The following is a 24,825-nucleotide window of genomic DNA, read 5'->3' on the forward strand; positions in this document are numbered from 1 at the left end:
TTCTTCCACTTACTCAACCGACAGGTCCGGCGCAGCCATCGCGGCTTGCGGCGGACGCTTCCGGAAATAGATCGGCGCGAACGCCTGCTTCTGATTGATTTCCATCTCGCCTTCGCGAACCAATTCGAGGGCTGCGGCAAAGCTCGACGCGAAGACCGTCGCCTTCTGCGAGGGGTCGGCGACGTAGTTCATCAGATACTCGTCAAGGCAGCTCCAGTCCTCGGCGATGCCGACGAGGCGCTCCAGCGAGGCGCGCGCCTCCGCAAGCGACCACACTGTTCGCTTGGCGAGATGCACCGAGGCCAGGACGCGCTGCTGGCGTTGCGCGGCATAGGCCGACAGCAGGTCGTACAGCGTTGCGGTGAATCTCGGGTGCCTGATCTCGGCGATCGTCTCCGGATTGCCGCGGGGAAAGATATCGCGCTGGAACTGCGGCCGGTTCATCAGGCGGTTCGCCGCCTCGCGGATCGCTTCCAGGCGGCGTAGCCGATTGGCAAGCGCCGTCGCCATCTCCTCCGCGCTGGGCCCTTCCGCGCTCGGCGGCTCCGGCAGCAAGAGCCGCGACTTCAGGAACGCAAGCCACGCCGCCATCACGAGATAGTCGGCGGCAAGCTCGAGGCGGATCTTGCGCGCGGCCTCGATGAACGAGAGGTATTGGTCGGCAAGCGCAAGGATCGAGATCTTTGCCAGATCCACCTTCTGCTGACGCGCCAGCGTCAACAGCAGGTCGAGCGGACCTTCATAACCCTCGACGTCGACCACCAGCGCCGGCTCGCCTTCCGCGACCTCAACCTCCGCCGGACGTCCCGTTTCAAACGATAGAATCTCAGCGGTCATGCCGTTCCGATCCGATCCATCAACGCGTCCAGCTCTGCCCGCGCCGCCTGCCGGTCCAGCGGCTCCGGCTGCTTCCGCGCCGCCAGCGCCTGATTGGCGCGCTCCAGCGCCTTGCCAGTGAGCTCCGGCGCCTCCCGGGCGACCGCGCGCATTTCGTCGATGTTGCCGTTGCAGTGCAGGATGATGTCACAACCGGCGCTGACGATGGCCTGAGCCCGCTCCGCCATCGATCCGGCCAACGCATTCATCGACACATCATCACTCATCAACAAACCTTGGAACCCGATCGCGCCGCGAATCACCTGTTCAATGATTGTCGCAGAAGTCGTCGCCGGTTGGGCGGGGTCGAGCGCGCTAAACACAACATGTGCGGTCATCGCCATCGGCAGATTCGCGAGCGGCCGGAACGCGGCGAAATCGGTCCGTTCCAGCTCGGATTTCGCGGCATCGACCGTGGGAAGCCGGAAATGGCTGTCCGCCGTGGCCCTTCCGTGACCGGGTACGTGTTTGAGAACCGGCAGCACACCGCCCTGTTCCAGCCCGTCGGTGACCGCCCGGGCAATCGCCGCGACCTTGTCCGGCTCGGTTCCATAGGCACGATTACCGATCACAGCGTCGGCACCTGCGACCGGAACATCGGCCAACGGCAGGCAGTCGACCGTGATCCCGAGATCGATCAAATCGGCCGCGATCAGACGGGAGCTCAGCCGCGCCGCCGTCAGGCCGAGATTCCGATCGATGTCGTAGAGCGCTCCGAAGCTCGCGCCCGGCGGATAGACCGGCCAGTGGGGCGGACCAAGCCGCTGCACCCGCCCACCCTCCTGGTCGATCAGGATCGGCGCATCCGCCTGCCCCGCCGCCTTCCGCAACTGTTCGGCAAGAGCAGCAACTTGCGCCGGCGCCTCAATGTTGCGCTTGAACAAGATGAAGCCCCATGGCCGCTCAGCGCGGATGAAGTCGCGTTCAGCGTCGCTGAGGACCGGTCCGGATACGCCAGTGATGAATGCGCGGTTCGTCATCCGGCCGATTAGGCCGCATAGGGCTCACGGGTCAAGGAAACGGCCATTAATTTCTTTGGATGAGGCACTGCGGTCCGCCGGCGGCCTTGAGGCTGCTGCACACCTGCGTCGCTTCTTCCACGGAATTGAACGGACCGGCAAAGGCGCGATAGACGATCCCCTTGCCCTTGTCGCTCAGGTCGACGCGCTTCACCACTGAAGCCTGCGAGCCGAGCACGTTGCCGTACTTGCCCTGCAGGGCCCGGTACGACGCCTGCGCATCGGCCTCGGTCCTCTGTGAGGACACCTGGACGAGATAGCCTCCGCCGCTCGTGGCGGCGGCCGGCGCGGGCGCCGTCGATGCCACCCGGGTCGGAAGCGCTGCCGGGGCCTGCTCGGGCTGTCCGCCGGGAGCAATCGACAGCGGCGTGTTCGCACTTGCATTGGCCGAGGCAGGGTTGCCGTGCGCAGCCGGCGGTTTGGCGGCCGTCGCGCTCGCCGGTAGCTTGGCCGTGGTCGGCGGCGCGGCGGCGTCAGACGCATCACCCTTCACGGACAAGGTACGGATCTTGCGCGGCTCGCCGTTCGCGAGCGTGCCATTGGCTGGCGGCGTAACAGGAGGGGGCGCAGCCGTCGCTACGCTTGCGATCGACGGCGGGTTAGCATTGGCGTTAAGGGGCGGAAAAACGACGCGCGGTCCGCCCGCCTTCGCGTTGACGTCGACAGGCGTTTCCTCGCGCGACACGATCTTTTCCATGCCGTCGCCTGAGGCCAAGCGGTCTGGCGTCTTGGCCGGCGCATCAGTCTGCGCTGGCATCACCTTGGTCGGCGTATTGTCGGCCCTGATGATCGGCGGCTCGCCGGTGCGAGGCGACCCGACATAGGTGCGGTAGGCGAATGCCGCTCCGGTCCCGACCACCGCAAGCCCCAGCACCGCGGCAACGGTGATCAAGCCGCTCGTGCGCCTGCGTGGCTCGGGCTCTTCCTCATAGCCCTGATAGGCGTAGGGATCGTCCGGATAGGCCGGGTCGCGCTGCAGATCCTGCTCGCCGCCTTCCAGCTGCCCATACAGCGCATCGTCATAATGCGACGGGTCGCTGTGATGGCCGTTGTCGTGGAACGGCAGATCTTCCTCGCGAAAGTCCGGCTCGGGCGCGGGTTGTGCCGGTTGGGCTGCATAACGGTGCAACGGGTGGACGGGGCTCGGCTGGTAGGCCTGCTGGGGCTCTTCGTAATCATGCTTGAGCGGCGGCGGAGCCGGTTCATGGCGCGCGCGCTGCATCCATTGCGGCGGACCCGCCGGCGCAGGCGCAGCGTCCTCTTCCTCGTCCTCCGCCAGCGGCTGGTACGGCTGCGGCCGGATATTGGCGCGCGACTGCAGCGGCTGCGGAGCAAGCGCCGCCTTGGTGGCGGAGCCGAACGGATCGCTCTGGCCGATCAGCCGGGCCAGTTCGGCGAGCGGGTCGCTCTCGGCCTTGCCGGCCGCATCGGAATACGATCCGCGATCGTAATCGTCGGCGGCGGGAAAAGGTCGGTTCTGATATCGATCAGCCATAGTGATCATGTATCCCCTACGGGACAGCGCCAAATCGCCAGTACGGACTGGTACGAACGAATTGGCACCTGCCAGATACCCCTCACAAACCCCCATTTGTGAGGGCCAATGCCCCTGCCTACCGCATCTCGGTCGGGGCGTGGACGCCTAGCACAGCTAAGCCCGATGCCAGAACCGAGACAACGCCCTGAACCATTGCCAGCCGCGCCTTCGTGAGTTCTGCATCATTATTGATAATGAAGCGTAAATAGGGCAAATCGCGCCCTTTGGTCCAAAGCGCGTGGAATTCACTGGCCAAATCATACAGATAAAAAGCGATTCGGTGCGGTTCATGTGCGATGGCGGCCGCCTCAATCATCCGGGGAAAAAGCGCCAGGCGCTTGAGGAGATCGAGTTCTGCCGGGTCGATCAGCCGTTCCACGGCGGCGTTCCGCAGATAGGCCAGCCGGGCGCCATCCGCCTCGGGCAGGTCCGGAACCGCCTCCTCCCGCGCATTGCGGAAGATCGAGTGGCCGCGGGCATGCCCGTACTGGACGTAGAATACGGCATTGTCCTTGGACTGCTCGATCACCTTGGCGAGGTCGAAATCGAGCACCGCGTCGTTCTTGCGAAACAACATCATGAACCGCACGGCGTCCGAGCCGACCTCGTCGACGACCTCGCGCAGCGTGACGAACTCGCCTGATCGTTTCGACATCTTCACCGGCTCGCCGTCACGCAACAGCCTGACGAGTTGCACGATCTTGACGTCGAGCGTCGCCTTGCCTGCGGTGACCGCCTTCACCGCCGCCTGCATCCGCTTGATGTAGCCGCCGTGATCGGCTCCGAACACGTCGATCAGATTGGCAAAGCCGCGGTCGAACTTGTTCTTGTGATTGGCGATGTCGGAGGCGAAGTAAGTATAACTGCCGTCCGACTTGATCAGCGGGCGGTCGACATCGTCGCCGTAAGCCGTGGCGCGGAACAGCGACTGCTCGCGGTCCTCGTAATCCTCCACCGGCTTGCCCTTCGGCGGCGGCAGGCGTCCCTCGTAGATGTCGCCCTTCGCGCGCAGAAAGTCGATGGTCTCGGCGACCTTGTTGTTGCCCGATGCGATCAGCGACCGTTCGGAGAAGAACACGTCGTGATGGATGTTGAGCGCGGCGAGATCGCCCTTGATCATCTCCATCATCATGGTGATCGCCCTGTCGCGCACGATCGGCAGCCACTCGGCCTCCGACATGCCGCGCAGCTTGTCGCCGAATTCGTTCGCCAGCGCCTCTCCGACCGGCTTCAGGTAGTCTCCGGGATACAAGCCTTCCGGGATCGCTCCGATGTCTTCCCCGAGCGCCTCGCGATAACGCAGGAACGCCGAACGCGCGAGCACGTCGACCTGGGCGCCGGCGTCGTTGATGTAGTATTCGCGGCAGACGTCGAAGCCTGCGAATTGCAGCAAGCTGCAAAGCGCGTCGCCGAACACGGCACCGCGGCAGTGGCCGACATGCATCGGCCCGGTCGGGTTGGCCGAAACATACTCGACATTGACCTTCTCGGCCTTGCCGATGCCGCTCTGCCCGTAGGTCGCGCCCGCGGCGAGCACGGCGCACAGAGCGTCGGCCCAGACCTCCGGCTTCAGCGCAAGATTGATGAAGCCCGGTCCCGCGACATCGACAGAGTCCACCAGAGCGTCGGCGCGCAGCCGGTCTGCGATCTTGTCGGCGAGTTCACGCGGCTTTGCCTTGGCATCCTTGGCGAGCACCATAGCGGCATTGGTCGCCATGTCGCCATGGCTCGCGTCGCGCGGCGGCTCGACCACAACGCGGGACAAATCGATGCCGGCGGGCCAGTTGTCCTCGGCTGCGATCGCCGCACAAATGGCGTGCACGCGCGCCAGGACGTCGGCGAAAAGATGCGGTGAAGCTGAATTGTCGGCCATGGCCGCCGCCTAACGCAAATCCGGGGTCGAGTCAAAAAGCCTTTGGTGCTCGATCAGGGCGAAACGATCGGTCATCCCTGCGATGAAATTGCCGATCCGCCGGCTCCGCGCGCCCTCGGTCTCGCGCTCGGTCCCCTCGATCCATTCGGCGGGCAGGTCGCCCGGCGATTGCCGGTAGCGCTCGAAGAGGTTCCGCACGACCTGTTCCGCATCCCCCATGATCTCCATCACGCGGGGGTGTCGGTACATCCGGCGGTACAGGAACGCCTTGATTGCCGCCTCCTCGCCGGCCACGTCAGCAGGAAACGCGATCAGCGGCGCGTGGTGACGGCGCACGTCATGGGCCGATTGCGGCTTGGCCGCGGCGAGCCGATTGCTCGCCTCCGAAAACACCGCGCTGATGAAATGGGAGATGAGCTCGCGCACCAGTTCGGCGCCTCGCCTCACCTCGTCAAGCCCGGGATAGTGGCGGTCGATGTCGCCGATGATCTCCGATGTCAGCGGCATCTCCTTGAGGTCGTCGACAACGAACAGTCCGGCGCGCAGACCATCGTCGATATCGTGGGCGTCATAAGCGATGTCGTCGGCGAAGGCCGCGACCTGCGCCTCCAGCGAGGCGTAGCTCCAGAGCTCGAGATCGTGGATTGCGTTGTAGTCGGCGATCCCGACCGGAACGCCGCCTTCGAGATAGCGCGCGATGGGCGCTCCGCTGTGCTCGGTCAGTGGACCGTTGTGCTTGACGATGCCTTCGAGAGACTCCCAGGTCAGGTTCAGCCCGCCGAATTCGGGATAGCGGTGCTCCAGCGAGGTCACGACCCGCAGCGTCTGCGCATTGTGATCGAAGCCGCCGCAGTCCTTCAGGCATGCGTCGAGGGCTCGCTCCCCCGCATGCCCGAACGGCGGATGGCCGAGATCATGTGCCAGCGCCAATGTCTCGGTCAGGTCCTCGTCGAGCCCGAGCTGCCGGGCCAGCGCGCGGGCGATCTGGGCGACCTCGAGCGAATGGGTCAGCCTGGTGCGGTAGTGGTCACCCTCGTGGAAGATGAAGACCTGGGTCTTGTGCTTCAGGCGGCGGAACGCCGTGGAATGGATCACCCGGTCGCAGTCGCGCCGGAAGGGGCTGCGGGTCTTGCTCGGAGGCTCGGCGAACAGCCGACCCCTGCTGCGGTCGGGATCGCAGGCATATTTCGCGCGGGGGGCAGCCATTCCGACCGACACGGTATTTTAGTCCTTATCCATTTGATTCCATGGGCCGACGCACTTAACTATGGCGGGTGCGGGATACCAAATGAATTGGGTATGACGCGCGGGGCGTGATCCGTGATCGGCTTCATGCTCAAGTCAAGGCCTTGGAGACCTTTGCGATGACCGCCGCTGTCACCATTACCCCGCGGGCCGCCCGCCGCATCGGGCAGATCCTTCAAAACGAGGGGGACGGCGCCAAGTTGCGCATCTCAGTCGAGGGCGGTGGCTGCTCCGGGTTTCAGTATAAATTCGACGTCGAACGCAACCAGGCCGATGACGACCTCGTGATCGAGCGGGACAACGCGGTGGTGCTGGTCGACCCAGCCTCGGTCCCGTTCCTCGCCGGCTCGGAGGTCGATTTTGTCGATGATCTGATCGGCGCCTCGTTCCGTGTCGTCAACCCGAACGCCACTGCCTCTTGCGGCTGCGGCACCAGTTTCTCGATCTGAGCCGGATCAACGCGCCGCGAACATCGTGCGGGCGTTGCGGTACGCAATCCTTGCAGCAATATCCGGCGGCAACTGGTCGAGCCAGGCGCGGTAGCCTGCCATGATCTCGCTGTAGCTCGCCCAGCGCTCGGGAATCCAGGTGTCCGAGCCGAGCAGGAATCGATCGGGATATCGCTCGAACAGCGCGCGCCACTCCGCCGTCAGCGCGCCGGCCCCGTCCACGATACCGCTTCGATAGGACAGTTCGCCCCAGAGCTTCGGATATTTCGACAGCATCGCTGCGACGCTCTCGGTCGCGAGCCCGAATCCGGTGTGCGCCCAGATGATCCGCGCGCGCGGATTGTGACGCATCAGGATATCGACGGCTTCGGCGTCGGAATGGGCGTGCAAATAGAGATCGTTGGCAACGGCGAAGTCGACCACCTTCTTCACCCATTCGCTCTCGGCCGCCTTGCCGGAGAGGTGGAATTCACCGATGCCGCGGTAATAGCCGCGCTTGAATTCGTCCTTGACGAGATCGAAGATCGTGGGGTCGTTGAACCAGGTCTGGATGTCCGGCCGGACCCGGTATGGCCGGATGAACGGCACCACCTGCAGACCCTCCGCCTTCGCGTCTACCAGCACATGCGTCCCGGTATTGGGGCGGCTGGTCGCCAGAATGCCGGTGACGCGATTCCTCTTGAGCAGCGCGAGCACCTCGTCCGGCTGATAGAACGGCTTCGGCTCCCAATTGTAGTGCAGATGCGCATCAAAGATCTCGATCGGCTCACCGGCGTAAGCCGTGAACGATGCGACCATCGCCAGGGCAAGGACGCATCCGGCGCGAGTCACACTGCGAAACATCGTCATTCCGCGGCGGCCACTTGCGGCCGCTCGACGTCGCCGCCGGTCTCGAGCTGCGGCTCGAGCTTGCGCCGCAGCCTGCGGTCGATACGGTCGAGATAGATGTAGATCACGGGCGTGATGAACAGCGTCAGCAGTTGCGATACGCAGAGGCCGCCGACCACGGCAACGCCGAGCGGCTGACGCAGTTCGGCGCCGGCGCCCGCGCCGAGCGCGATTGGCAACGTGCCGAAGATCGCCGCGAAAGTCGTCATCATGATCGGCCGGAAGCGGAGCAGTGCGGCCTCGCGGATCGCGTGCTCGGCACTCAAGCCGACCCGGCGGCGCTCCAGCGCGAAGTCGACCATCATGATGGCGTTCTTCTTGACGATGCCGACCAGCATCACGATGCCGATCATCGCGATGACCGACAGCTCCATACCGAACAGCATCAGCGTCAGGATCGCGCCGATGCCGGCCGACGGCAGTCCGGAGATGATGGTGATCGGGTGGATGAAGCTCTCGTAGAGGATGCCGAGGATCACGAAGGCTGCGAACACCGCGGCGAGGATCAGCACGCCCTGCCCGCGCAGCGAATCCTGAAATACCTGCGCGGTCCCCGAAAAGCCCGTCGAGATCGTCGCCGGCAGGTTCGACTTCTGCTCGAGCTCGGTGACCTGGTCGACCGCGTAGCCCAGCGAGTAGCCCGGCGCGAGGTTGAAAGAGATCGTCACCGCCGGCTGCTGGCCCTGGTGATTGATCTGCAGCGGACCGACCGACGGCACGAGCTTCGCCACCGCGTCCAGCGGGATGGTCTGGCCGTTTCCGGTTTTCATGTAGAGCTTGGAGAGATCGGACGGGTCGACGCGGAACTGCGGCTGCGCCTCCAGAATGATCTGGTAGTCATTCGACGGCATGTAGATGGTGCCGATCTGCCGCGAGCCGAAGGCGTTGTAGAGCTGGTTGCGAACCTGGTCGACGGTGACGCCATAGACCGCCGCCTTCTCGCGGTCGATGTCGACCGTCATCTGCGGGTTCTTGATGTAGAGGTCGGTGGTGACGTCGAGCAGGCCCGGAATTTTCTCGATCTTGTCGCGCATCTCCGGCGCCAGGCGGTAGAGCGCTTCGGTATCGCCGCTCTGCATCACATACTGGTACTGGCTCTTGGAGATGCGGCCGCCGATATTGAGGTTCTGAATGCTCTGGAAGAACGCCTGCATGCCCGGAATCTGGCGAGCCTTGGCGCGCAGCCGGCCAACGACGACGGCCGCGCTGTCGCGGCTCTTCTGCGGCTTCAGCGCGATGAACAGGCGGCCGTAATTCGCGGTCGGGTTCGGGCCGCCGGAACCCACGGTGGAGTTGATGTAGTCGATCGCCGGATCGGTCTTCAGCACGTCGACCAGCGCCTGCTGGCGCACCTTCATGGCCTCGAAGGAGGTATCGGTCGCGGCTTCGGTCACGCCGATCAGGAAGCCAGTGTCTTCCTGGGGGAAGAAGCCCTTCGGCACGATCGCGTAGAGATAGATGGTGCCGCCGAGCGTTGCGAGCGTCACCGCGAGCATCAAGGCCTTCTTGGCCAGCACCCAGTCGAGCGCCCATTCATATGCGCGCAGCCAGGATTCGAACATCCGCTCAAAGACGCGGAGCACGATATTCGGCCGCTTGCTTGCATCATGGACGCGCAACACGCGGGCACACAGCATCGGCGTCAGCGTCAACGACACGAAGCCGGAGACGATGATCGCGACCGAAATCGTCACGGCGAATTCACGGAACACGCGGCCGACGATGCCGCCCATCAGCAGCACCGGGATGAACACGGCGATCAGCGAGAAGGTGATCGAGATGATGGTGAAGCCGATTTCCCGGGCGCCCTTCAGCGCCGCCTCATACGGCTTCATGCCGTGCTCGATATGGCGGACGATGTTCTCGAGCATGACGATGGCGTCGTCGACCACGAAGCCGACCGAGAGTGTGAGCGCCAGCAGCGTCATGTTGTTGATGGAATAGTCCAGCGCGTACATCGCCGCGCAGGTGCCGAACAGCGAGATCGGCACCGCGAGTGCCGGGATGAACGTCGCCGAAGCCGAGCGCAGGAACAGGAAGATCACCAGGATCACCAGCGCGACCGCGATCAGCAGAGTCTCCTCGACGTCGCTAACGGCCTGCCGGACCGAGATCGAGCGATCCATCATGACCCGCATGGTCACCGACGGGGGGATTGCCGCGCGCAGCGTCGGCAGTTTTGCCAGCACGGAGTCGACCACGGCGACGGTATTGGCGTCCGGCTGCTTCTGGATCGCGAGCACGATGGCGCGCTCGTCGTTCATCCAGGTTGCAATCTTGTCGTTCTCGACGCTGTCATAGACCTTGGCGATCTCGTCCAGCCGGACCGGCGAGCCGTTGCGCCAGGCGACGTAGATGTGGCGGTAGTCGGCCGCCTTGTCCATCTGGCCGGAGGCCTGCAACGCCACGTCCTGCTTCGGACCGTTCAGCGTACCGACCGGGGTCGAGGAATTGGCGCGCGAGACCGCGGCGCGGATGTCTTCCATCGAGACCCCGCGCGCGGCCGCCGCCTCGGGATCGGCCTGGACGCGGATGGCGAACTTTTGCGCGCCGTAGATCAGCACCTGCGCGACGCCTGGAAGCTGCGACAGCGCCTGCCCGATCGTGATGTCGCCATACTCGTTAACCGCCGACAGCGGCAGGGTCGCCGAACTCAGGGCCACGAACAGCACCGGGAAATCCGCCGGATTCACTTTGCGGAAGCTCGGCGGGATCGTCATTTCGATCGGCAGGCGGCGCTGCGCGATGGTCAGCGCGGTCTGCACGTCGAGCGCGGCGGCGTCGATGTTGCGGTTGAGGTCGAACTGGATGGTGATGACGCTCGTACCCTGCGAGGAATTCGAGGACATCGAGGAGATGCCGGCGATCGTCGAGAGCTGGCGCTCGATGATGCCGGCGACCGAGGCCGCCATCGTATCGGCACTGGCGCCCGGCAGGGTCGCGGTTACGGCGATGGTCGGAAAGTCCACCCTCGGCAGCGCGGAGACCGGCAGCAGGCGGAAGCCAAACACGCCGAATGCGATGATCGACGCCGTAATCAGCGTCGTCATCACCGGGCGGCGGATGCAGAGCTCGGAGAGCGTCATGGCTCTAAGCTCCGGCCTTCTTCGCGCGCGGCTCGACGCGCGTGCCGTCCGACAGCAGGAGCTGGCCGTCGACGACGACGCTTTCGTCGCCCGACAATCCCTCTGAGATCACCGAATTGCCCTGGGAGGTGCGATCGACCTTGACCGGCCGCACCTTGGCGACGCCGTCCGTGACGACGAAAACGAAATTGCCGTTCTGGCTGCGCTGGACCGCGACCGTTGGAACCACGACCGAGTCCTCGCTACGGATGATCAGCTTGGTCTGCACGATCGTGCCCGGCCACAGCGTTTCGCTGGCGTTGTTCATGACGCCGCGCACAGTAACCATGCCAGTGGTCGCATCGACGGTGTTTTCAACCATGGCGACCTTGCCGTCTTCGGAGCGCTGGTGGCCCGGAATGGTGGCGATCACCCTTGAAGCGCCCTTGCCCATGGCTTCGCGCAGGTCGACCAGCGCGCGCTGGGGAATGGCAAAGGTGACGTAGACCGGCGCCATCTGGTTGATGACGGCGAGCGGCTGGGTGTCGGCGGGGCGCACGAAGTTCCCGACCTTGACATTGGCGGCGCTGATCCGGCCCGCGAACGGTGCGCGGATGACTGTGTAGCTCTTCTGGACGCGCAGATTGTCCAGCGCCGACTGGTCGGCCTTGATGGTGCCGATCAGGATGTCGGACTGGGTCTTGGCGTTGTCGACGTTGACCTGGGTGGTCGCGCCCTTGCCGACGAGATCGCTGTAGCGACGCAGGTCGCGTTGCGCGCCTTCGAGCTGTGCACGGTCCCTGGCGAGGACGCCCTCCGCCTGCTCGATCTGGGCGTCGATCTGGCGCGCGTCGAGCATGAACAGGAGGTCACCCTCGTTGACCTTGGCGCCGTCTTCGAAATGAACGGAGACGATGGTCGTCTCCAACCGCGACTTCAGCGCGACGCTGGAGATCGGCGTCACCATCCCGATGGCATCGACATCGACGGGCACTGACTTCCGTTCCGCCTTGGCGAGTTCAACGGAAACGAGACGAGGCCGCTGTGGCCCCTGTGCAGTGGCGGTGCCGCCCATCCATGACAATCGGGTGTAAGCCGCCCCGGCCGCAATGCCGAGCACGGCAACAATCAAAACCAAAGTACGTCTTTTTTTCATAGTTTTTCACGTCCGTCGCCCATGCAGACCGGGACGGCTCGTCACTCCCCCTTTGACGCGATTGTTGCGCCTTATTTCTAGAGGGTTAGCACAGGCTGACCGCACATGGTATGCCACCTAAGTGAAATTGTGCGGCTACCATCCGGATCATTTGCATGCGCATCGCTACGTGGAACGTCAATTCGATCCGGCAACGGCTCGAACCGCTGCTGAGCTGGCTTAAAGAATGCTCCCCCGACATCGTCTGCCTGCAGGAGACCAAATGCGTCGACGACGCCTTTCCGCGGTTTGAACTCGAAGCGCTAGGCTACAACGTGGCCACGCACGGCCAGAAGACCTTCAACGGCGTAGCGCTGCTCTCCAAGTTGCCATTCGACGAGACCAAGTCGGGGCTCGCCGGCGACGACGAGGATGCCCATGCACGTTTCCTGGAGGGCGTCGTCACGCTGAAGCAAGGCGTAATGCGGGTCGCCTGCCTTTATCTGCCCAACGGCAACCCGCCGAATACGGACAAATATCCATATAAACTCAAGTGGATGTCCCGGCTTGTTGAGTACTCAAGAGAACGGCTTAGGGCCGAGGAGCCGCTGGTTCTGGCCGGCGACTTCAACGTCATCCCCGCCGCCCGGGATGTCTACAATCCCCAAGGCTGGATCGACGATGCGCTGTTCCGTCCGGCCACCCGGGAGGCCTTCCAATCGCTGCTCGGCCTTGGCCTCACCGACGCCTTGCGCGCGGTCAATGACGAGCCCGGTCAGTACACGTTCTGGGATTACCAAGCCGGTGCCTGGCAGAAGAACTGGGGCCTCCGGATCGACCATCTGCTGATGTCGCCGCAGGCGACCGACCGCCTGATGAGCGTCGGGATCGACAGCTATGTCCGCGGTTGGGAAAAGCCTTCCGACCACGTCCCGGTCTGGGCCGACCTCGATTTCGAGACTGCGTGAGCTGTCGCCCCCAATAGCGCTTCAAGCGGAGTGGATACCGGTTCGCGTGAAGAAAACGCGCCAGAACAAGACCCCAGAGCTTCGGTTCTGATTCAATCAGAACCGATAACCCCCTAGTCTCGGCGGCCCTGCACCCAGTGCTCGAGCATCTGCAGCGCTGTCGCCCGATCGTCGTCGGAGGCCTTGGCAAAGGCGCGGTTGTAGCTTTCCTTGATCCAGGTCTCGTCAGCTGCAGCGCTGTCGCGCGCTAGTGTCAGCCACATCAGGCCGCGCGCCCGCTGCGGCGGCAGGCGGTCGCCGTTGAACAGCATCTGGCCGAGCAGCGCCTGGGCCTGATGCTGGCCCTTCTGGGCGGCGAGGCCGAGCCAGCGCGCGCCATAGCGGAAATCGTCCCGCGAAGCGTCAGGCGTCTTTAAATACAGCCTGGCAAGGTCGTATTGGGCGTCTGCATTCCCGAAATAGGAAGCGGCATAAGAGAACATCTCCCGCGCGCGCTCGGTGTCTGGCTTCACCTTGGAGTTCGGGATGCCACTCAGATAGTACCGGCCGAGCGCAACGAACGCGTTGGCCACGACCGAGGCCTGCGGCGCCGTGGGGTTATCCTCGGCATGCGCATTGGCGATGCGGCTGAAATATTCGAACGCCCGCAGGTCATCCTGGGCGACACCGTCACCGTCGGCGTACATCTTGCCGAGCTTCCACTGCGCCACCGGGTGACCGCCCTCGGCGGCGTATTGCAGCGAGGTCAGGGAGTTGGGCGAGGTCGCCACGGGTGCGACAGGTGCTGCAACCGCCCGCTTCAGGGGCACAGCCGCACCCGGCTGGGGCGAAACAACGGGAAGAGTTGCTGCATCCTGCGGATTGAGCGGGGCTCCGTCGAATCCGAATCCGGGGCCCGCCATCGGGATGGCCCCTAACGCAAACGCCAATATCGTACGCCTAAACGTCCGCATAACACTGCTTCTCGTGCGCGCCACCCGGATGGGTGACAGCGCCATCCACCGCCGGCCCCACTTGCTCGGCATATTTCCACAGCGCACCAGTCGTGTGGTTTGTCGCGCGAGGGGCCCATTTGGTCTTACGATTTGCGAGCTCGGCATCGCTCAATTTTACGTTAAGAGATCCGGCCTCGGCGTCGATCTCGATGATGTCGCCGTCCTGCAACAGTCCGATCGGTCCGCCGACCGCCGCTTCCGGCCCGATATGGCCGATGCAGAAGCCCCGGGTGGCGCCGGAAAACCGGCCATCTGTGATCAGGGCGACCTTGCCGCCCATGCCCTGCCCGGTCAGCGCCGCCGTGGTCGCCAGCATTTCCCGCATGCCGGGGCCGCCCTTCGGGCCCTCATAGCGGATGACGATGACTTCGCCTTCCTTGTAGGTGCGCTTCTGAACGGCCTCGAAGGCGTCTTCCTCGCGGTCGAAGCAACGGGCCGGGCCCGTAAACTTCAGATTGGACATTCCCGCGACCTTCACGATCGCACCCTCCGGAGCGAGATTACCCTTTAGCCCGACAACGCCACCTGTCACGGTGATCGGCTTGTCGGCGGGCCGCACCACGTCCTGGTGCGAATTCCATTTCACGCTTTTGAGGTTTTCGGCGATCGTCCGGCCCGTGACGGTTAAGCAATCCCCGTGCAGGTGGCCATTATCGAGCAGCGTCTTCATCAGCAGCGGAATGCCACCAACCTCGAACATGTCTTTGGCAACATAACGGCCACCCGGCTTCAAATCCGCGACGTAAGGAGTCTTTTTGAAGATTTCGGCAACGTCGAACAGGTTGAACTTGATGCCGCACTCGTGCGCGATCGCCGGCAAGTGCAATGCAGCATTGGTCGAGCCCCCGGAGGCCGCCACCACGGCCGCTGCATTCTCCAAGGCCTTGCGGGTAACGATATCCCGCGGACGGATGTTCTTGGCGATCAGCTCCATTACCTGCTCGCCTGCGGCAGCGCAGAAGGAGTCGCGGATCTCGTAAGGCGCAGGCGCCCCGGCAGAATACGGGAGCGCGAGCCCGATGGCTTCCGAGACGGTCGCCATGGTGTTGGCGGTGAACTGGGCGCCGCAGGCGCCGGCCGAGGGGCACGCTACCCGCTCAATCTCGTCGAGATCGGCATCCGACATCGCCCCGACCGAATGCTTGCCCACCGCCTCGAACATGTCCTGCACCGTGACCGGCTGACCGCGGAAGCTGCCCGGCAGGATCGAGCCGCCATAGATGAAAATCGAGGGCACGTTGAGACGGACCATGGCCATCATCATGCCCGGCAGCGACTTGTCGCAGCCGGCGAGCCCCACGAGGGCGTCATAGGCGTGACCGCGCACGGTCAACTCGACTGAGTCGGCGATGCATTCGCGCGACGGCAGCGAGGAGCGCATGCCGTCATGGCCCATGGCGATGCCATCGGTGACCGTGATGGTGCAAAATTCGCGCGGCGTGCCGCCGGCAGCGGCAACCCCCTTCTTCACCGCCTGCGCCTGACGCATCAGCGAGATGTTGCAGGGCGCGGCTTCGTTCCAGCATGAAGCAACGCCGACAAAGGGTTGATGAATCTGGGCTGTTGTCAGCCCCATGGCGTAAAGATAGGAGCGATGCGGCGCGCGTTCGGGCCCCTCCGTCACGTGACGGCTCGGCAACCTGCCTTTGATGTTCGTCTTGGCGTCCATCGCGCACCTGTTTGCCAGCCCGTCTTCTTAGAACGCCGGAACATCAAAAATCTTCCGTCGTCGTGACGCTTTGGCGTATCAACCTTATGGAACATGATCTCATAGAAGGGTGTGGCCAAAAAGCGGCGCGTGGCCCCTCCGGCTGTGGCCAAGGTCAAATGTTTCACGAAGTGTGGCTGCGACGCAACGACCGTGGCTGTGATGCAACCATCTATTACTAAGTCTTATTAAATTCACCGGCGATTAGATCGCACTCAGAATGCGCTCTTGGCGGTTGAATAGGCAGGTTCCGCAGGGATTGCCTCGGTCACGGATAGCCATCGCCTGGCGTTTCAACGCGCACCACATCAATACGCGACACGGACTTGCCCTTCCGCAACTCCTCATAGGACGTCGCCGCGCTCAGGCAGAACAGCGTCCGCCTGTCCGCGCCACCCAGCGCACAGGCGAGCGCGCGGCGGCCAGGGACAGCGATGCGCCCGCACTCCTCGCCGTCGCGACCGATCCGGATGAAGGCGTCACTGGTGAAGGATGCGACCCAAACCGCGCCGTCGCGATCGAGGCAGATGCCGTCGGGATCGGTCATGCGGCCGAACCGCCCGCGCAAGCGCAGACCGCCGTCAGGAGCGATGTCGTACTCGGCAAGGCACGCGCCATCCATTTCGGCAACGACGAGCCGGCTGTGATCGGAGCATACCGCCATGCCGTTGGGAAAGCGCAATCCTGCGGCGACAATGCGCGTGGTGCCGTCGGGCATCACGAGGATGATGCGGCCAACAGCGCCGCGGCTATCCGGCGGCGGCAGATCGAAGCCGAGATCGCCGACATAGGCACGCCCCTGCCCGTCGATGATCATGTCATCGATCGTACCGGTGGCGATCGCTGAGAGATCTGCATAGAGCGAGAGTCTTCCGCCCGCGAATCTCAGGAGGCGCTTTCTGAACATCGTCAGCACGACGATGTCGCCGTTCGGCAGCACGCCGAGACCGCACGGCGTGTCGTCGGTGATAACGGCATGCTCCCGCAGATCGCCCGATGGGCTGATGCTGAGCAGCCTCTTCGCCATGCAGTCAACAAACCACAGCCGGCCGTCGTGCCAGCGCGGGCCTTCGAAATAACGACCGCCATCGAGGATGGTTTTCGGTTGCGCCTCATTAGCCTCATTCATCGTGTCGGCGTCCTTCACTCTCACACTGTGGACTTGAACATTGCGGAACCCGTCAGCAAAGTTCCATTGCTCGGGAGTTCCATTTCCGCGGCGTTTTCCTCGCGTTGTTGCCCAAGCGCGACAGTTGTGAATCAACAATGTGGTAGCGTGCGGTTGCTCAAGCCGCATGTATTGCGATCTTGGTTTGTGCTGATGGTTTTCGCAGGGGGACCATGGAATGAACCGTTGCTTGCGTCCACTGACGTATGTCGCCGCTTTGGCTGCGCTCGCCCTCTTCTCGATGGATGCGACCGCAAAGCCGAGTCACCAGCATCAAGCCAAGAAGAGCCACGGCGCCGGCAAGAAAGCGCACGATGCCAAGAAGGAGACGCGCCATCAGCGCGACGCCAAGGCGACCGGCAAGCACCGGAACGCCAAGCGCGGCGCCGAGGAGCGGAAATCAGCGAAATCCACGAAGCCGTCCGTGCCGGAACAGGCGAACGCGCCACAACTCACGGGCGATCTCGCCACGGTCAAGGACGCGATCCTCGCTGCGCGCAGGGGCAAGATCGGCGAGGCCACCGAAATCCAGGCCAGGATCGCGGACACCGCCGGACAGAAGCTCGTCGAGTGGTACATCCTGCGCCACTCCGAGTCGGACGCGAACTTCAGCCGCTACGCGGCCTTCATTGCCGCCAACCCGGACTGGCCGAGTCTGACGCTGTTGCGGCGGCGGGCGGAGGCGCGGCTGTGGCAGGAGCGTAGCGGCGCCGCCAAGGTGCACGCCTTCACCGCCGACCGGCCGATCAGCGCCAAGGGCAAGTTCGCGCTGGCGCGCGTGCTGCTCGCCGAGGACGACCGCGACGGCGCTGCGCGGCTTGTGCGCGAGGCTTGGCGTTCGGAGGAATTGTCCGATCGCATCGAAGCCGACGCCTACGACGCGTTCCGCGATCTGCTCACACGCGACGACCATCGCGCGCGGATGGACAGACGCATCGGAGCGAAGGATCTCGCCGGCGCCCGCCGCGCGGCGCAACGGCTTGGCAGCGACGAGCTTGCGATTGTGAAGGCCTGCGCGGCGGTTCGCGGGCAGTCGAAGGCGCAGGATGCGCTCGATAATGTCCCGACAGAAGCACGCGGCGATCTCGGCTACACCCTCTGCCGTATCCAGTTTCTGCTCGCGCAGAACAAGATCGACGACGCGGCCCGCGTGACGATCGCGGCGGCACCCGAGACCATGGCGCAGCAGGACACCGACCAATGGTGGCGCGAACGGCGCACGCTGGCGCGGAAGCTGCTCGATCAGGACAAGTTCCAGACCGCCTATGACGTGATCCGCCCCGCCGCGCCGCCGGACAACCCATACTACCGCTCCGATCTGCACTTCATGAGCGGCTGGATCGCGCTGCGCTATCTCGACGACGCCAGGACCGCGGCGACGCATTTCGCGCGGATCGACGAAGGCCAGATCAATCCAACCGTGCTGTCGCGCGCAGCCTATTGGCGCGGACGGGCCGTCGAGGCACTCGGCAACACCGCGGCGGTGCGGGCCGACTACGAGGCCGCCGCGCGTTATCCGACCGCCTATTATGGCCAGCTCGCGCGCGCCAAGCTCGGCATCGACAAGATCGAGCTCCGCGCCCCGACCACGCTTTCGCCGATCACCCTCGCCTCGGCCGATGCCACGCCGTCAGCAGTGGACGAGCGCGTGCGCGCCGCGGAGATCCTGTATGACATCGGCGAGCGCGATGTCGTGCTTTATTTCGCCACCGATCTCGCCGAACAGACGTCGGACGTTGCCGTGCTCGAAGCGCTCGGCGAGCTGACCTTCCGCCGCAACGACGCGCGCACCATGCTGCAGATCGGCAAGACCGCGCTCTCGCGCGGGCTGGCGCTCGACCATTACGCATTCCCGACCATCGGCATTCCCCGGCACACCCCGATCGCGCCCGATATCGGGCGCAGCATGACCTATTCGGTGGCGCGGACCGAAAGCGCGTTCGACCAGCGCGACAAGTCGCCCGCCAACGCGGTCGGCTTGATGCAGGTGACACCGGAAGCCGGACGCGACACTGCAAAGAGGTTCAAGGTCAGCTACGACTGGGACCGCATGGTGAGCGACCCGATTTACAATACACAGATGGGCGCCGCCGAACTGAGCGCGTTGCTCGCGGAATATCGCGGCAACCTGATCATGACGTTTGCCGGCTACAACGCCGGGCGCGGCCGCGTGCGTGACTGGGTCAAGGCTTACGGCGATCCGCGCGATCCCAAGGTCGATCCCGTCGATTGGGTGGAGCGGATCCCGCTGTCCGAGACGCGCAACTACGTCCAGCGCGTGATGGAGAATTTACAAGTCTACCGCGCGCGGTTCGACGACGAAGGCGCGTCGGTCGCGGCGAAGGCCGGCGAGCAGAGGGTGACAAAGGAGACCAACGCGTCGCCGGCAACGGCCGGGGCGCAGTGAGTTAGCCTCAATCCACCTTCACATTCGCCGCCTTGATCAGCGGCCACCATTTTGCGATCTCGGCCTTCTGCCAGGCGCCGAGCGCCTGCGGCGTGAGCTGGTCCTGCGGCGGCATCTCCAGGCCGAGATTTTCGAACTGCTTCCTCACATCGGGATCGTTCAGCGCCTCGACGGCGGCGGCGTTGAGCTTCGCCACGATCTCCTTCGGCGTGCCCTTCGGCACCCAGAGGCCTGACCATAGCGTCATGTGGAATCCAGGCAGGCCGGCTTCGTCAACGGTCGGGATGTCGGGGGCGTTCTGCACCCGCTTGGAATCGGTAACGGCGTAAGCGCGGATGGTGCCGGCGCGAACCTGGTTGATGGAGTTCGACGTCTGGTCCACGATGATGTCGATTTGCCCGGCGACGAGGTCGTTCAGCGCCGGTCCGGTGCCGCGATACGGCACATATTGCAGCTTGATGCCGGAGACGCTCTCGAAATAGAGGCCGGCGATGTGGCTGCCGCTGCCGGCTCCCGCAGTGCCTGCGGTCGGCGGCGAAGGCCGCGACTTCAGCCACTCCAGCAGCTCCTTGAGCGACTTTGCCGGCACGGCGTTCTTGCTGACGATGATCATCGGGTTGCTCGGCAGCAGCAGCACCGGCGTGAGATCATCGACCAGATCGTAGCCAAGCTTGTAAATCGCGCCGTTCGCGACATGGGTGCCGAGATGGCCGAAGCTGAGCGTGTAGCCGTCAGGCGCCGAGCGCACCGCGCGGCCGACGCCGATCGAGCCGCCCGCTCCCGTCACGTTCTCGATCAGCAGAACTTCCCCGAGCGACCGCTTCATGCGCTCGGCAAGGATGCGCGCCATCGCATCCGATGGGCCGCCGGCGGAGAACGGAACGATAATGGTGATGGGACGCGAAGGATAGGTCTCTGCACGAGCTGCCACACCGGTCAGCACGAGCATCGCCAGGACAACAACAGCCAATTTCCGCATCACACTCTCCTGACCCCTCTCACCATCGTCATTGCGCGGGCGCCCGCGAACGACCGCTAAAACTGTCCGAAGTCGATCGGCTTGTGGCGATCGAGCGTCCGGGTAACCGGCGGCAACGGATATTTGAGGCCGGTAGCGCAATTGAACAGCATCACGCGATCAGTTTTCGTGACGCGGCCGTCGGCGAGACTCTGCTTGTAGGCGGCATAGGTCGCAGCGCCCTCCGGGCACAGCAGCAGGCCCTCCTCGCGGGCAACCTCGTTGAGCGCGGCCGAAATCTTGTCATCGTCCACCGCGATGGCAAATCCCTTGCTCTCGCGCACAGCGCGAAGAATCAGGAAATCGCCGATCGCCTGCGGCACACGGATGCCGGAAGCGATGGTGTGGGCGTCCTCCCAACGCGTCGCATGTTCCGTGCCGGCCTCATAGGCGCGCACCATCGGCGCGCAGCCTGACGCCTGCACCGCGACCATTCGCGGGCGCTTGCTTCCGATGAAGCCGATCTTCTCGAGCTCGTCAAAAGCCTTCCACATGCCGATCAGTCCGGTGCCGCCGCCGGTCGGATAGAAGATCACGTCGGGCACGTCCCAGCCGAGCTGTTCGGCGAGTTCCAGTCCCATCGTCTTCTTGCCCTCGATCCGGTAGGGCTCCTTCAGGGTGGACGTATCGAACCAGCCGACCTTGGCCTTGCCCTCGCCGACGATCTTGCCGCAATCATCGATCAGGCCGTTGACGCGGTAGACCGTCGCGCCCTGGAGCTCGATCTCGCTGACGTTGACTTCCGGCGTATCGGCCGGGCAGAAGATCGTGGTCTTGATGCCGCAGGCGGTAGCGTAGGCCGCGAGCGCGGCGCCGGCATTGCCGTTGGTGGGCATCGCCATGTGCTTGATGCCGAGCGCCTTGCCCATCGACACCGCCATCACGAGGCCGCGCGCCTTGAACGAACCGGTCGGCAACCGCCCCTCGTCCTTCACGATGATCTCACCGCCGCCGAGCCTGGCGCCAAGCTTCGGCAGCCGGATCAGCGGTGTCGTCACCTCGCCGAGGCTCACGATATCCTTGCATTTGCGCACCGGCAGGAGTTCGCGATACCGCCACATGTCGGCGGGCCGCCCGGCCAGCGAATCCTTGGTCAGCGCCTTCTTCACGCCGGCGAGGTCGTAGCGCACCAGCAGCGGCTTGCCGGCCTTGGAGAGGTTGTGGACCTGGTCGGCCGGATAACGGTCGCCCTCCATCGCGCATTCCAGATGGGTGACGAAAGTCGGCCGTTCGATGGTGAGGTTGTCGCTGTCTTTCACGGTGTACTCTTTCTTGCTTTTCATTTTCACCAGTATGAGACCCGTCACCCTGAGGAGGCGGCAAGGCGGCCGTCTCGAAGGGCGACAGGCCCCGCTGCTCGATCCCGGCCGTGCATCCTTCGAGGCTCCCGCGCCGCGAGCGCCCCAGATGACGGAACGGAGTCAGATATTCAACACACGCCCATAGGCGTCGAGCACGGCTTCCTTCATCATCTCCGATAGGGTCGGATGCGGGAAGATCGTATGCATCAGCTCTTCCTCCGTGGTCTCCAGGTTCATGGCGACCACGTAACCCTGGATCAGCTCGGTGACCTCCGCGCCAATCATATGCGCGCCGAGAAGCTGCCCCGTCTTCTTGTCGAAGACCACCTTCACCAGGCCCTGGTCCTCGCCGAGAGCAATCGCCTTGCCATTGCCGACGAAGGGAAAGCGGCCGACGCGGATCTCCCGGCCATTCTCTTTCGCCTTCGCCTCGGTAAGCCCGACGGAAGCAACCTGCGGGTTGCAATAGGTGCAGCCCGGAATCAGATTCTTGTCCGTGGCATGCGGATGCAGGCCCTTGATCGCCTCGATGCAGACCACGCCCTCGTGCTCGGCCTTGTGCGCAAGCATCGGCGGACCGGCGACGTCGCCGATCGCATAGATGCCGGGGACGTTGGTCTTGCCGTAGCCGTCGATCACGATGCAACCGCGATCGGTCTTCACGCCGAGCTTTTCCAGGCCGAGATTCTCGATATTGCCGACCACGCCGACCGCCGAGATCACCCGCTCGAACTCGACCGTCTGCGGCTTGTCCTTGCCGTCGTCGATGGTCGCGACCACGCTGTCAGCCTTCTTGTCGAGCTTCATCACCTTGGTCGAAGTGAGAATCTTGATACCCATCTTCTCGAAGCGCTTGCGGGCGAGGCCGGCGATCTCGGCATCCTCGACGGGGAGGATCTGCGGCAGCACCTCGACGACGGTGACATCGGCGCCCATGGTGTGGAAAAAGGAGGCGAACTCGATACCGATCGCTCCCGAGCCGACCACCAGCAGCGACTTCGGCATCCGCTCCGGCACCATCGCCTCGAAATAGGTCCACACCAGCTTCTTGTCCGGCTCGAGCCCCGGCAGCACGCGCGGCCGCGCGCCGGTCGCGACGATGATGTGCTTGGCCTGATAGGTGCCCTCGCCGCTCGCGCCCTTCGGCCCCTCGACCGAGGATTTCTTCACCGTGATCTTGCCGGGCGCGTCGATTGTGGCATCGCCCCAGATCACCGTGACCTTGTTCTTCTTCATCAGGAAGCCGACGCCGTCGTTGAGGCGTTTCGACACCCCGCGCGAGCGCTGCACCACGGCCTTGGCGTCGTAGCCGACCTTTTCGGCGGACAGGCCATAGTCCTTGGCGTGCTGCATGTAGTGGTAGATCTCGGCCGAGCGCAACAGCGCCTTGGTCGGGATGCAGCCCCAGTTCAGGCAGATGCCGCCGAGATAGGCCTTCTCGACGATCGCGGTCTTGAAGCCGAGTTGGGCCGAGCGGATCGCCGTGACATAGCCGCCGGGACCGGAGCCGATGATGATGACGTCGAAGGATGTATCGGCCATGGCGGCTCCCGTTCAACCTAACTCATTGCGCCGCGGGCGCGGCGTCTTGCGATAAACGACCGGACCAGCCATTCGAGCAGCGCGACCACGGCCATGATGGCCAATGCGGTCAGCACGATCGGCCGGGCGATGTTCCGTGCCAGCTGCTCGCCGGCAAAGAACGCGGAATACAGAAAATCGAGCCCGACCGGATTGAGCACCAGCGCGGCCGACAGCACCAGCGAGATCCAGGGCCAGCGGGTTCGGACATGCAACGTTGCCCCCTTCGCCAGCGTCTCAGACCATCATCATCACGGGGTTCTCGATCAGCCGCTTGAACGCCCCGATCAGTTCGGCGCCGAGCGCGCCGTCGATCGCGCGGTGATCGCAGGACAAGGTCACGCTCATCATGTGCGCGATCTCGATCTTGCCGCCGCGCACCACAGGGCGCTCCTCGGAGGTGCCGACCGCGAGGATCGTGGCATGAGGCGGATTGATCACGGCGGTAAAGTGGCTGATGCCGTACATCCCGAGATTGGACACCGCCGTGGTGCCGCCCTGGTACTCTTCCGGCTTGAGCTTGCGGGCGCGGGCGCGGGCGGCAAAATCCTTCATCTCGTTGGAGATGGCCGACAGCGTCTTGGTCTCCGCCCTGCGAATGATCGGCGTGATGAGACCGCCCGGCATGGCAACTGCGACGCCGACGTCGGAATGCTTGTGCTTGAGCATGCCGCCCTCGGTCCAGCTCACATTGCAGTCCGGAATGTTCTGCAGCGCGACCGCCATCGCCTTGATGACGAAATCGTTGACCGAGATCTTGTAGAGCGGCTTCTTCTCCTTGTCCTTTGGCGCGGCGGCGTTGATCTCCTCGCGCGCGGCGAGCAGCTTGCCGATGTCGCAGTCGATGGTGAGGTAGAAATGCGGCACGCTCTGCACCGACGCGGTCAGGCGCTGGGCGATAGTGCGGCGCATGCCGTCATGCGGCACGACCTCGTAGGAGCCTTCCTCGAACAGCGCCAGGATCTGCTTGTCCGACATCGACGGCGCGATGCTCGGCCCGGCCGCGGGTGCGGCAGCCGGTGCTTTCAGGCCCCCCTTGCCGGACTTCGCACTCTCGACGTCGCGGGCGACGACGCGGCCATGCGGACCGGTGCCGGTGATGCGCGCCAGATCGATGCTGGCCTCTTTCGCCAGACGCCGCGCCAGCGGTGACGAGAAGATCCGGGCGTGGCCATTGGCCCGCGCCGCCGGCGCGGCAGCGGCCAGAGGTGCAGGCGGAGGTGCGGCGGCGGGCTTGGCCGGAGGCGCAGGTGCGGCGGCCGGCGCCGGTGCAGCCGCCGGCTTCGCTGCCTCGGCGGGCTTTGTCGCGGGCGCAGCGCCTGCGCTGGCTGCCGCCTTCACATCCTCGCCATCGCCGGCCATGACGGCGATGACATCGTTGACGGCGACGTCCTGTGTGCCCTCGGGCACCAGGATCTTCGCGATCGTGCCTTCGTCGACCGCCTCGACCTCCATCGTCGCCTTGTCAGTCTCGATTTCCGCGATGACGTCGCCGGACTTGACCGCGTCGCCTTCCTTCTTGAGCCACCTGGCGAGGTTGCCCTTTTCCATCGTCGGGGACAGCGCGGGCATGAGAATGTTGATCGGCATCG

At 64.4% G+C, this 24,825-nt stretch carries 19 protein-coding genes; 3 read left to right on the plus strand and 16 right to left on the minus strand.

Annotated features, from left to right (window positions below; genetic code table 11):
• Window positions 1-9: 9 nt before the first annotated feature.
• The 5 genes from JQ553_RS29910 to JQ553_RS29930 form a co-directional block, all read right to left on the minus strand.
• Window positions 10-837, minus strand: coding sequence for a ScpA family protein (locus tag JQ553_RS29910; protein ID WP_212503654.1), 828 nt, complete (start codon window positions 835-837; stop codon window positions 10-12).
• Complete coding sequence (gene nagZ / locus JQ553_RS29915) at window positions 834-1,856, minus strand: beta-N-acetylhexosaminidase (protein ID WP_212503655.1); 1,023 nt, start codon at window positions 1,854-1,856, stop codon at window positions 834-836. Before nagZ ends, JQ553_RS29910 begins: the two co-directional genes overlap by 4 nt.
• Before the next feature lie 46 nt (window positions 1,857-1,902).
• Window positions 1,903-3,390 (minus strand): SPOR domain-containing protein, encoded by a 1,488-nt coding sequence (locus JQ553_RS29920; protein WP_212503656.1) that lies wholly within the window; start codon window positions 3,388-3,390, stop codon window positions 1,903-1,905.
• A 118-nt stretch (window positions 3,391-3,508) separates the two neighbouring features.
• Window positions 3,509-5,305, minus strand: a complete 1,797-nt coding sequence (argS, locus tag JQ553_RS29925) for an arginine--tRNA ligase (protein ID WP_212503657.1) — start codon at window positions 5,303-5,305, stop codon at window positions 3,509-3,511.
• 9 nt (window positions 5,306-5,314) lie between these two features.
• Window positions 5,315-6,523, minus strand: coding sequence for a deoxyguanosinetriphosphate triphosphohydrolase (locus tag JQ553_RS29930; RefSeq protein ID WP_212503658.1), 1,209 nt, complete (start codon window positions 6,521-6,523; stop codon window positions 5,315-5,317).
• 146 nt (window positions 6,524-6,669) lie between these two features.
• Here JQ553_RS29930 and erpA point away from each other — a divergent pair, with 146 nt between their 5' ends.
• The gene (erpA, locus tag JQ553_RS29935) at window positions 6,670-6,999 is read left to right on the plus strand and encodes an iron-sulfur cluster insertion protein ErpA (protein ID WP_212503659.1); all 330 of its coding nucleotides are present in this window, start codon (window positions 6,670-6,672) and stop codon (window positions 6,997-6,999) included.
• A gap of 6 nt (window positions 7,000-7,005) precedes the next feature.
• On the opposite strand, the gene JQ553_RS29940 is transcribed toward erpA, so the two are convergent.
• Genes JQ553_RS29940 through JQ553_RS29950 form a run of 3 tightly spaced genes read right to left on the minus strand, consistent with a single transcriptional unit; the run spans window position 7,006 to window position 12,108 of the window.
• On the minus strand, window positions 7,006-7,842 hold the full coding sequence (locus JQ553_RS29940; protein WP_249144692.1) for an amidohydrolase family protein: 837 nt from the start codon (window positions 7,840-7,842) through the stop codon (window positions 7,006-7,008).
• Between the two features lie 2 nt (window positions 7,843-7,844).
• Window positions 7,845-10,973, minus strand: a complete 3,129-nt coding sequence (locus tag JQ553_RS29945; RefSeq protein ID WP_212503660.1) for an efflux RND transporter permease subunit — start codon at window positions 10,971-10,973, stop codon at window positions 7,845-7,847.
• 4 nt (window positions 10,974-10,977) lie between these two features.
• The gene (locus tag JQ553_RS29950) at window positions 10,978-12,108 is read right to left on the minus strand and encodes an efflux RND transporter periplasmic adaptor subunit (protein ID WP_212503661.1); all 1,131 of its coding nucleotides are present in this window, start codon (window positions 12,106-12,108) and stop codon (window positions 10,978-10,980) included.
• A 155-nt stretch (window positions 12,109-12,263) separates the two neighbouring features.
• Here JQ553_RS29950 and xth point away from each other — a divergent pair, with 155 nt between their 5' ends.
• On the plus strand, window positions 12,264-13,055 hold the full coding sequence (gene xth, locus JQ553_RS29955; protein WP_212503662.1) for an exodeoxyribonuclease III: 792 nt from the start codon (window positions 12,264-12,266) through the stop codon (window positions 13,053-13,055).
• 113 nt (window positions 13,056-13,168) lie between these two features.
• On the opposite strand, the gene JQ553_RS29960 is transcribed toward xth, so the two are convergent.
• The 3 genes from JQ553_RS29960 to JQ553_RS29970 all read right to left on the minus strand — a co-directional run bounded on the left by JQ553_RS29960 (window position 13,169) and on the right by JQ553_RS29970 (window position 16,887).
• Complete coding sequence (locus tag JQ553_RS29960; protein ID WP_212503663.1) at window positions 13,169-14,008, minus strand: tetratricopeptide repeat protein; 840 nt, start codon at window positions 14,006-14,008, stop codon at window positions 13,169-13,171.
• The gene (gene ilvD, locus JQ553_RS29965) at window positions 13,995-15,719 is read right to left on the minus strand and encodes a dihydroxy-acid dehydratase (RefSeq protein WP_212503664.1); all 1,725 of its coding nucleotides are present in this window, start codon (window positions 15,717-15,719) and stop codon (window positions 13,995-13,997) included. Before ilvD ends, JQ553_RS29960 begins: the two co-directional genes overlap by 14 nt.
• A 307-nt stretch (window positions 15,720-16,026) precedes the next feature.
• Window positions 16,027-16,887, minus strand: coding sequence for an SMP-30/gluconolactonase/LRE family protein (locus tag JQ553_RS29970; protein WP_212503665.1), 861 nt, complete (start codon window positions 16,885-16,887; stop codon window positions 16,027-16,029).
• A gap of 217 nt (window positions 16,888-17,104) precedes the next feature.
• On the opposite strand from JQ553_RS29970, the gene JQ553_RS29975 reads away from it, so the two are divergent.
• Entirely contained in the window at window positions 17,105-19,333 is a 2,229-nt protein-coding gene (locus JQ553_RS29975; RefSeq protein ID WP_212503666.1) for a lytic transglycosylase domain-containing protein, read from the plus strand.
• A gap of 7 nt (window positions 19,334-19,340) precedes the next feature.
• On the opposite strand, the gene JQ553_RS29980 is transcribed toward JQ553_RS29975, so the two are convergent.
• From JQ553_RS29980 to JQ553_RS30000, 5 genes are all read right to left on the minus strand, one after another.
• Entirely contained in the window at window positions 19,341-20,312 is a 972-nt protein-coding gene (locus JQ553_RS29980) for a tripartite tricarboxylate transporter substrate binding protein BugD (RefSeq protein WP_212503667.1), read from the minus strand.
• Window positions 20,313-20,368: 56 nt separating this feature from the next.
• Window positions 20,369-21,610, minus strand: a complete 1,242-nt coding sequence (locus tag JQ553_RS29985) for a threonine synthase (protein ID WP_212503668.1) — start codon at window positions 21,608-21,610, stop codon at window positions 20,369-20,371.
• A gap of 162 nt (window positions 21,611-21,772) precedes the next feature.
• The gene (gene lpdA, locus JQ553_RS29990; RefSeq protein ID WP_212503669.1) at window positions 21,773-23,194 is read right to left on the minus strand and encodes a dihydrolipoyl dehydrogenase; all 1,422 of its coding nucleotides are present in this window, start codon (window positions 23,192-23,194) and stop codon (window positions 21,773-21,775) included.
• A 17-nt stretch (window positions 23,195-23,211) separates the two neighbouring features.
• Window positions 23,212-23,421 (minus strand): hypothetical protein, encoded by a 210-nt coding sequence (locus JQ553_RS29995; protein WP_312015212.1) that lies wholly within the window; start codon window positions 23,419-23,421, stop codon window positions 23,212-23,214.
• Window positions 23,422-23,470: 49 nt separating this feature from the next.
• On the minus strand, window positions 23,471-24,823 hold the full coding sequence (locus tag JQ553_RS30000) for a pyruvate dehydrogenase complex dihydrolipoamide acetyltransferase (RefSeq protein WP_212503671.1): 1,353 nt from the start codon (window positions 24,821-24,823) through the stop codon (window positions 23,471-23,473).
• Window positions 24,824-24,825: the final 2 nt, after the last annotated feature.

Origin of the sequence: Bradyrhizobium lablabi (assembly GCF_018131005.1) — a bacterium.
Classification (GTDB): domain Bacteria; phylum Pseudomonadota; class Alphaproteobacteria; order Rhizobiales; family Xanthobacteraceae; genus Bradyrhizobium; species Bradyrhizobium lablabi_D.

Coding starts and splice junctions, on each gene's coding strand:
- ilvD (WP_212503664.1), bottom strand. CDS start 15,719: ATGGACGCCAAGACGAACATCAAAGGCAGGTTGCCGAGCCGTCACGTG.
- nagZ (WP_212503655.1), bottom strand. CDS start 1,856: ATGACGAACCGCGCATTCATCACTGGCGTATCCGGACCGGTCCTCAGC.
- JQ553_RS29940 (WP_249144692.1), bottom strand. CDS start 7,842: ATGTTTCGCAGTGTGACTCGCGCCGGATGCGTCCTTGCCCTGGCGATG.
- JQ553_RS29980 (WP_212503667.1), bottom strand. CDS start 20,312: ATGCGGAAATTGGCTGTTGTTGTCCTGGCGATGCTCGTGCTGACCGGT.
- argS (WP_212503657.1), bottom strand. CDS start 5,305: ATGGCCGACAATTCAGCTTCACCGCATCTTTTCGCCGACGTCCTGGCG.
- JQ553_RS29950 (WP_212503661.1), bottom strand. CDS start 12,108: ATGAAAAAAAGACGTACTTTGGTTTTGATTGTTGCCGTGCTCGGCATT.
- erpA (WP_212503659.1), top strand. CDS start 6,670: ATGACCGCCGCTGTCACCATTACCCCGCGGGCCGCCCGCCGCATCGGG.
- JQ553_RS29920 (WP_212503656.1), bottom strand. CDS start 3,390: ATGGCTGATCGATATCAGAACCGACCTTTTCCCGCCGCCGACGATTAC.
- JQ553_RS29945 (WP_212503660.1), bottom strand. CDS start 10,973: ATGACGCTCTCCGAGCTCTGCATCCGCCGCCCGGTGATGACGACGCTG.
- JQ553_RS29975 (WP_212503666.1), top strand. CDS start 17,105: ATGAACCGTTGCTTGCGTCCACTGACGTATGTCGCCGCTTTGGCTGCG.
- lpdA (WP_212503669.1), bottom strand. CDS start 23,194: ATGGCCGATACATCCTTCGACGTCATCATCATCGGCTCCGGTCCCGGC.
- JQ553_RS29910 (WP_212503654.1), bottom strand. CDS start 837: ATGACCGCTGAGATTCTATCGTTTGAAACGGGACGTCCGGCGGAGGTT.
- JQ553_RS29960 (WP_212503663.1), bottom strand. CDS start 14,008: ATGCGGACGTTTAGGCGTACGATATTGGCGTTTGCGTTAGGGGCCATC.
- JQ553_RS29970 (WP_212503665.1), bottom strand. CDS start 16,887: ATGAATGAGGCTAATGAGGCGCAACCGAAAACCATCCTCGATGGCGGT.
- JQ553_RS30000 (WP_212503671.1), bottom strand. CDS start 24,823: ATGCCGATCAACATTCTCATGCCCGCGCTGTCCCCGACGATGGAAAAG.
- xth (WP_212503662.1), top strand. CDS start 12,264: ATGCGCATCGCTACGTGGAACGTCAATTCGATCCGGCAACGGCTCGAA.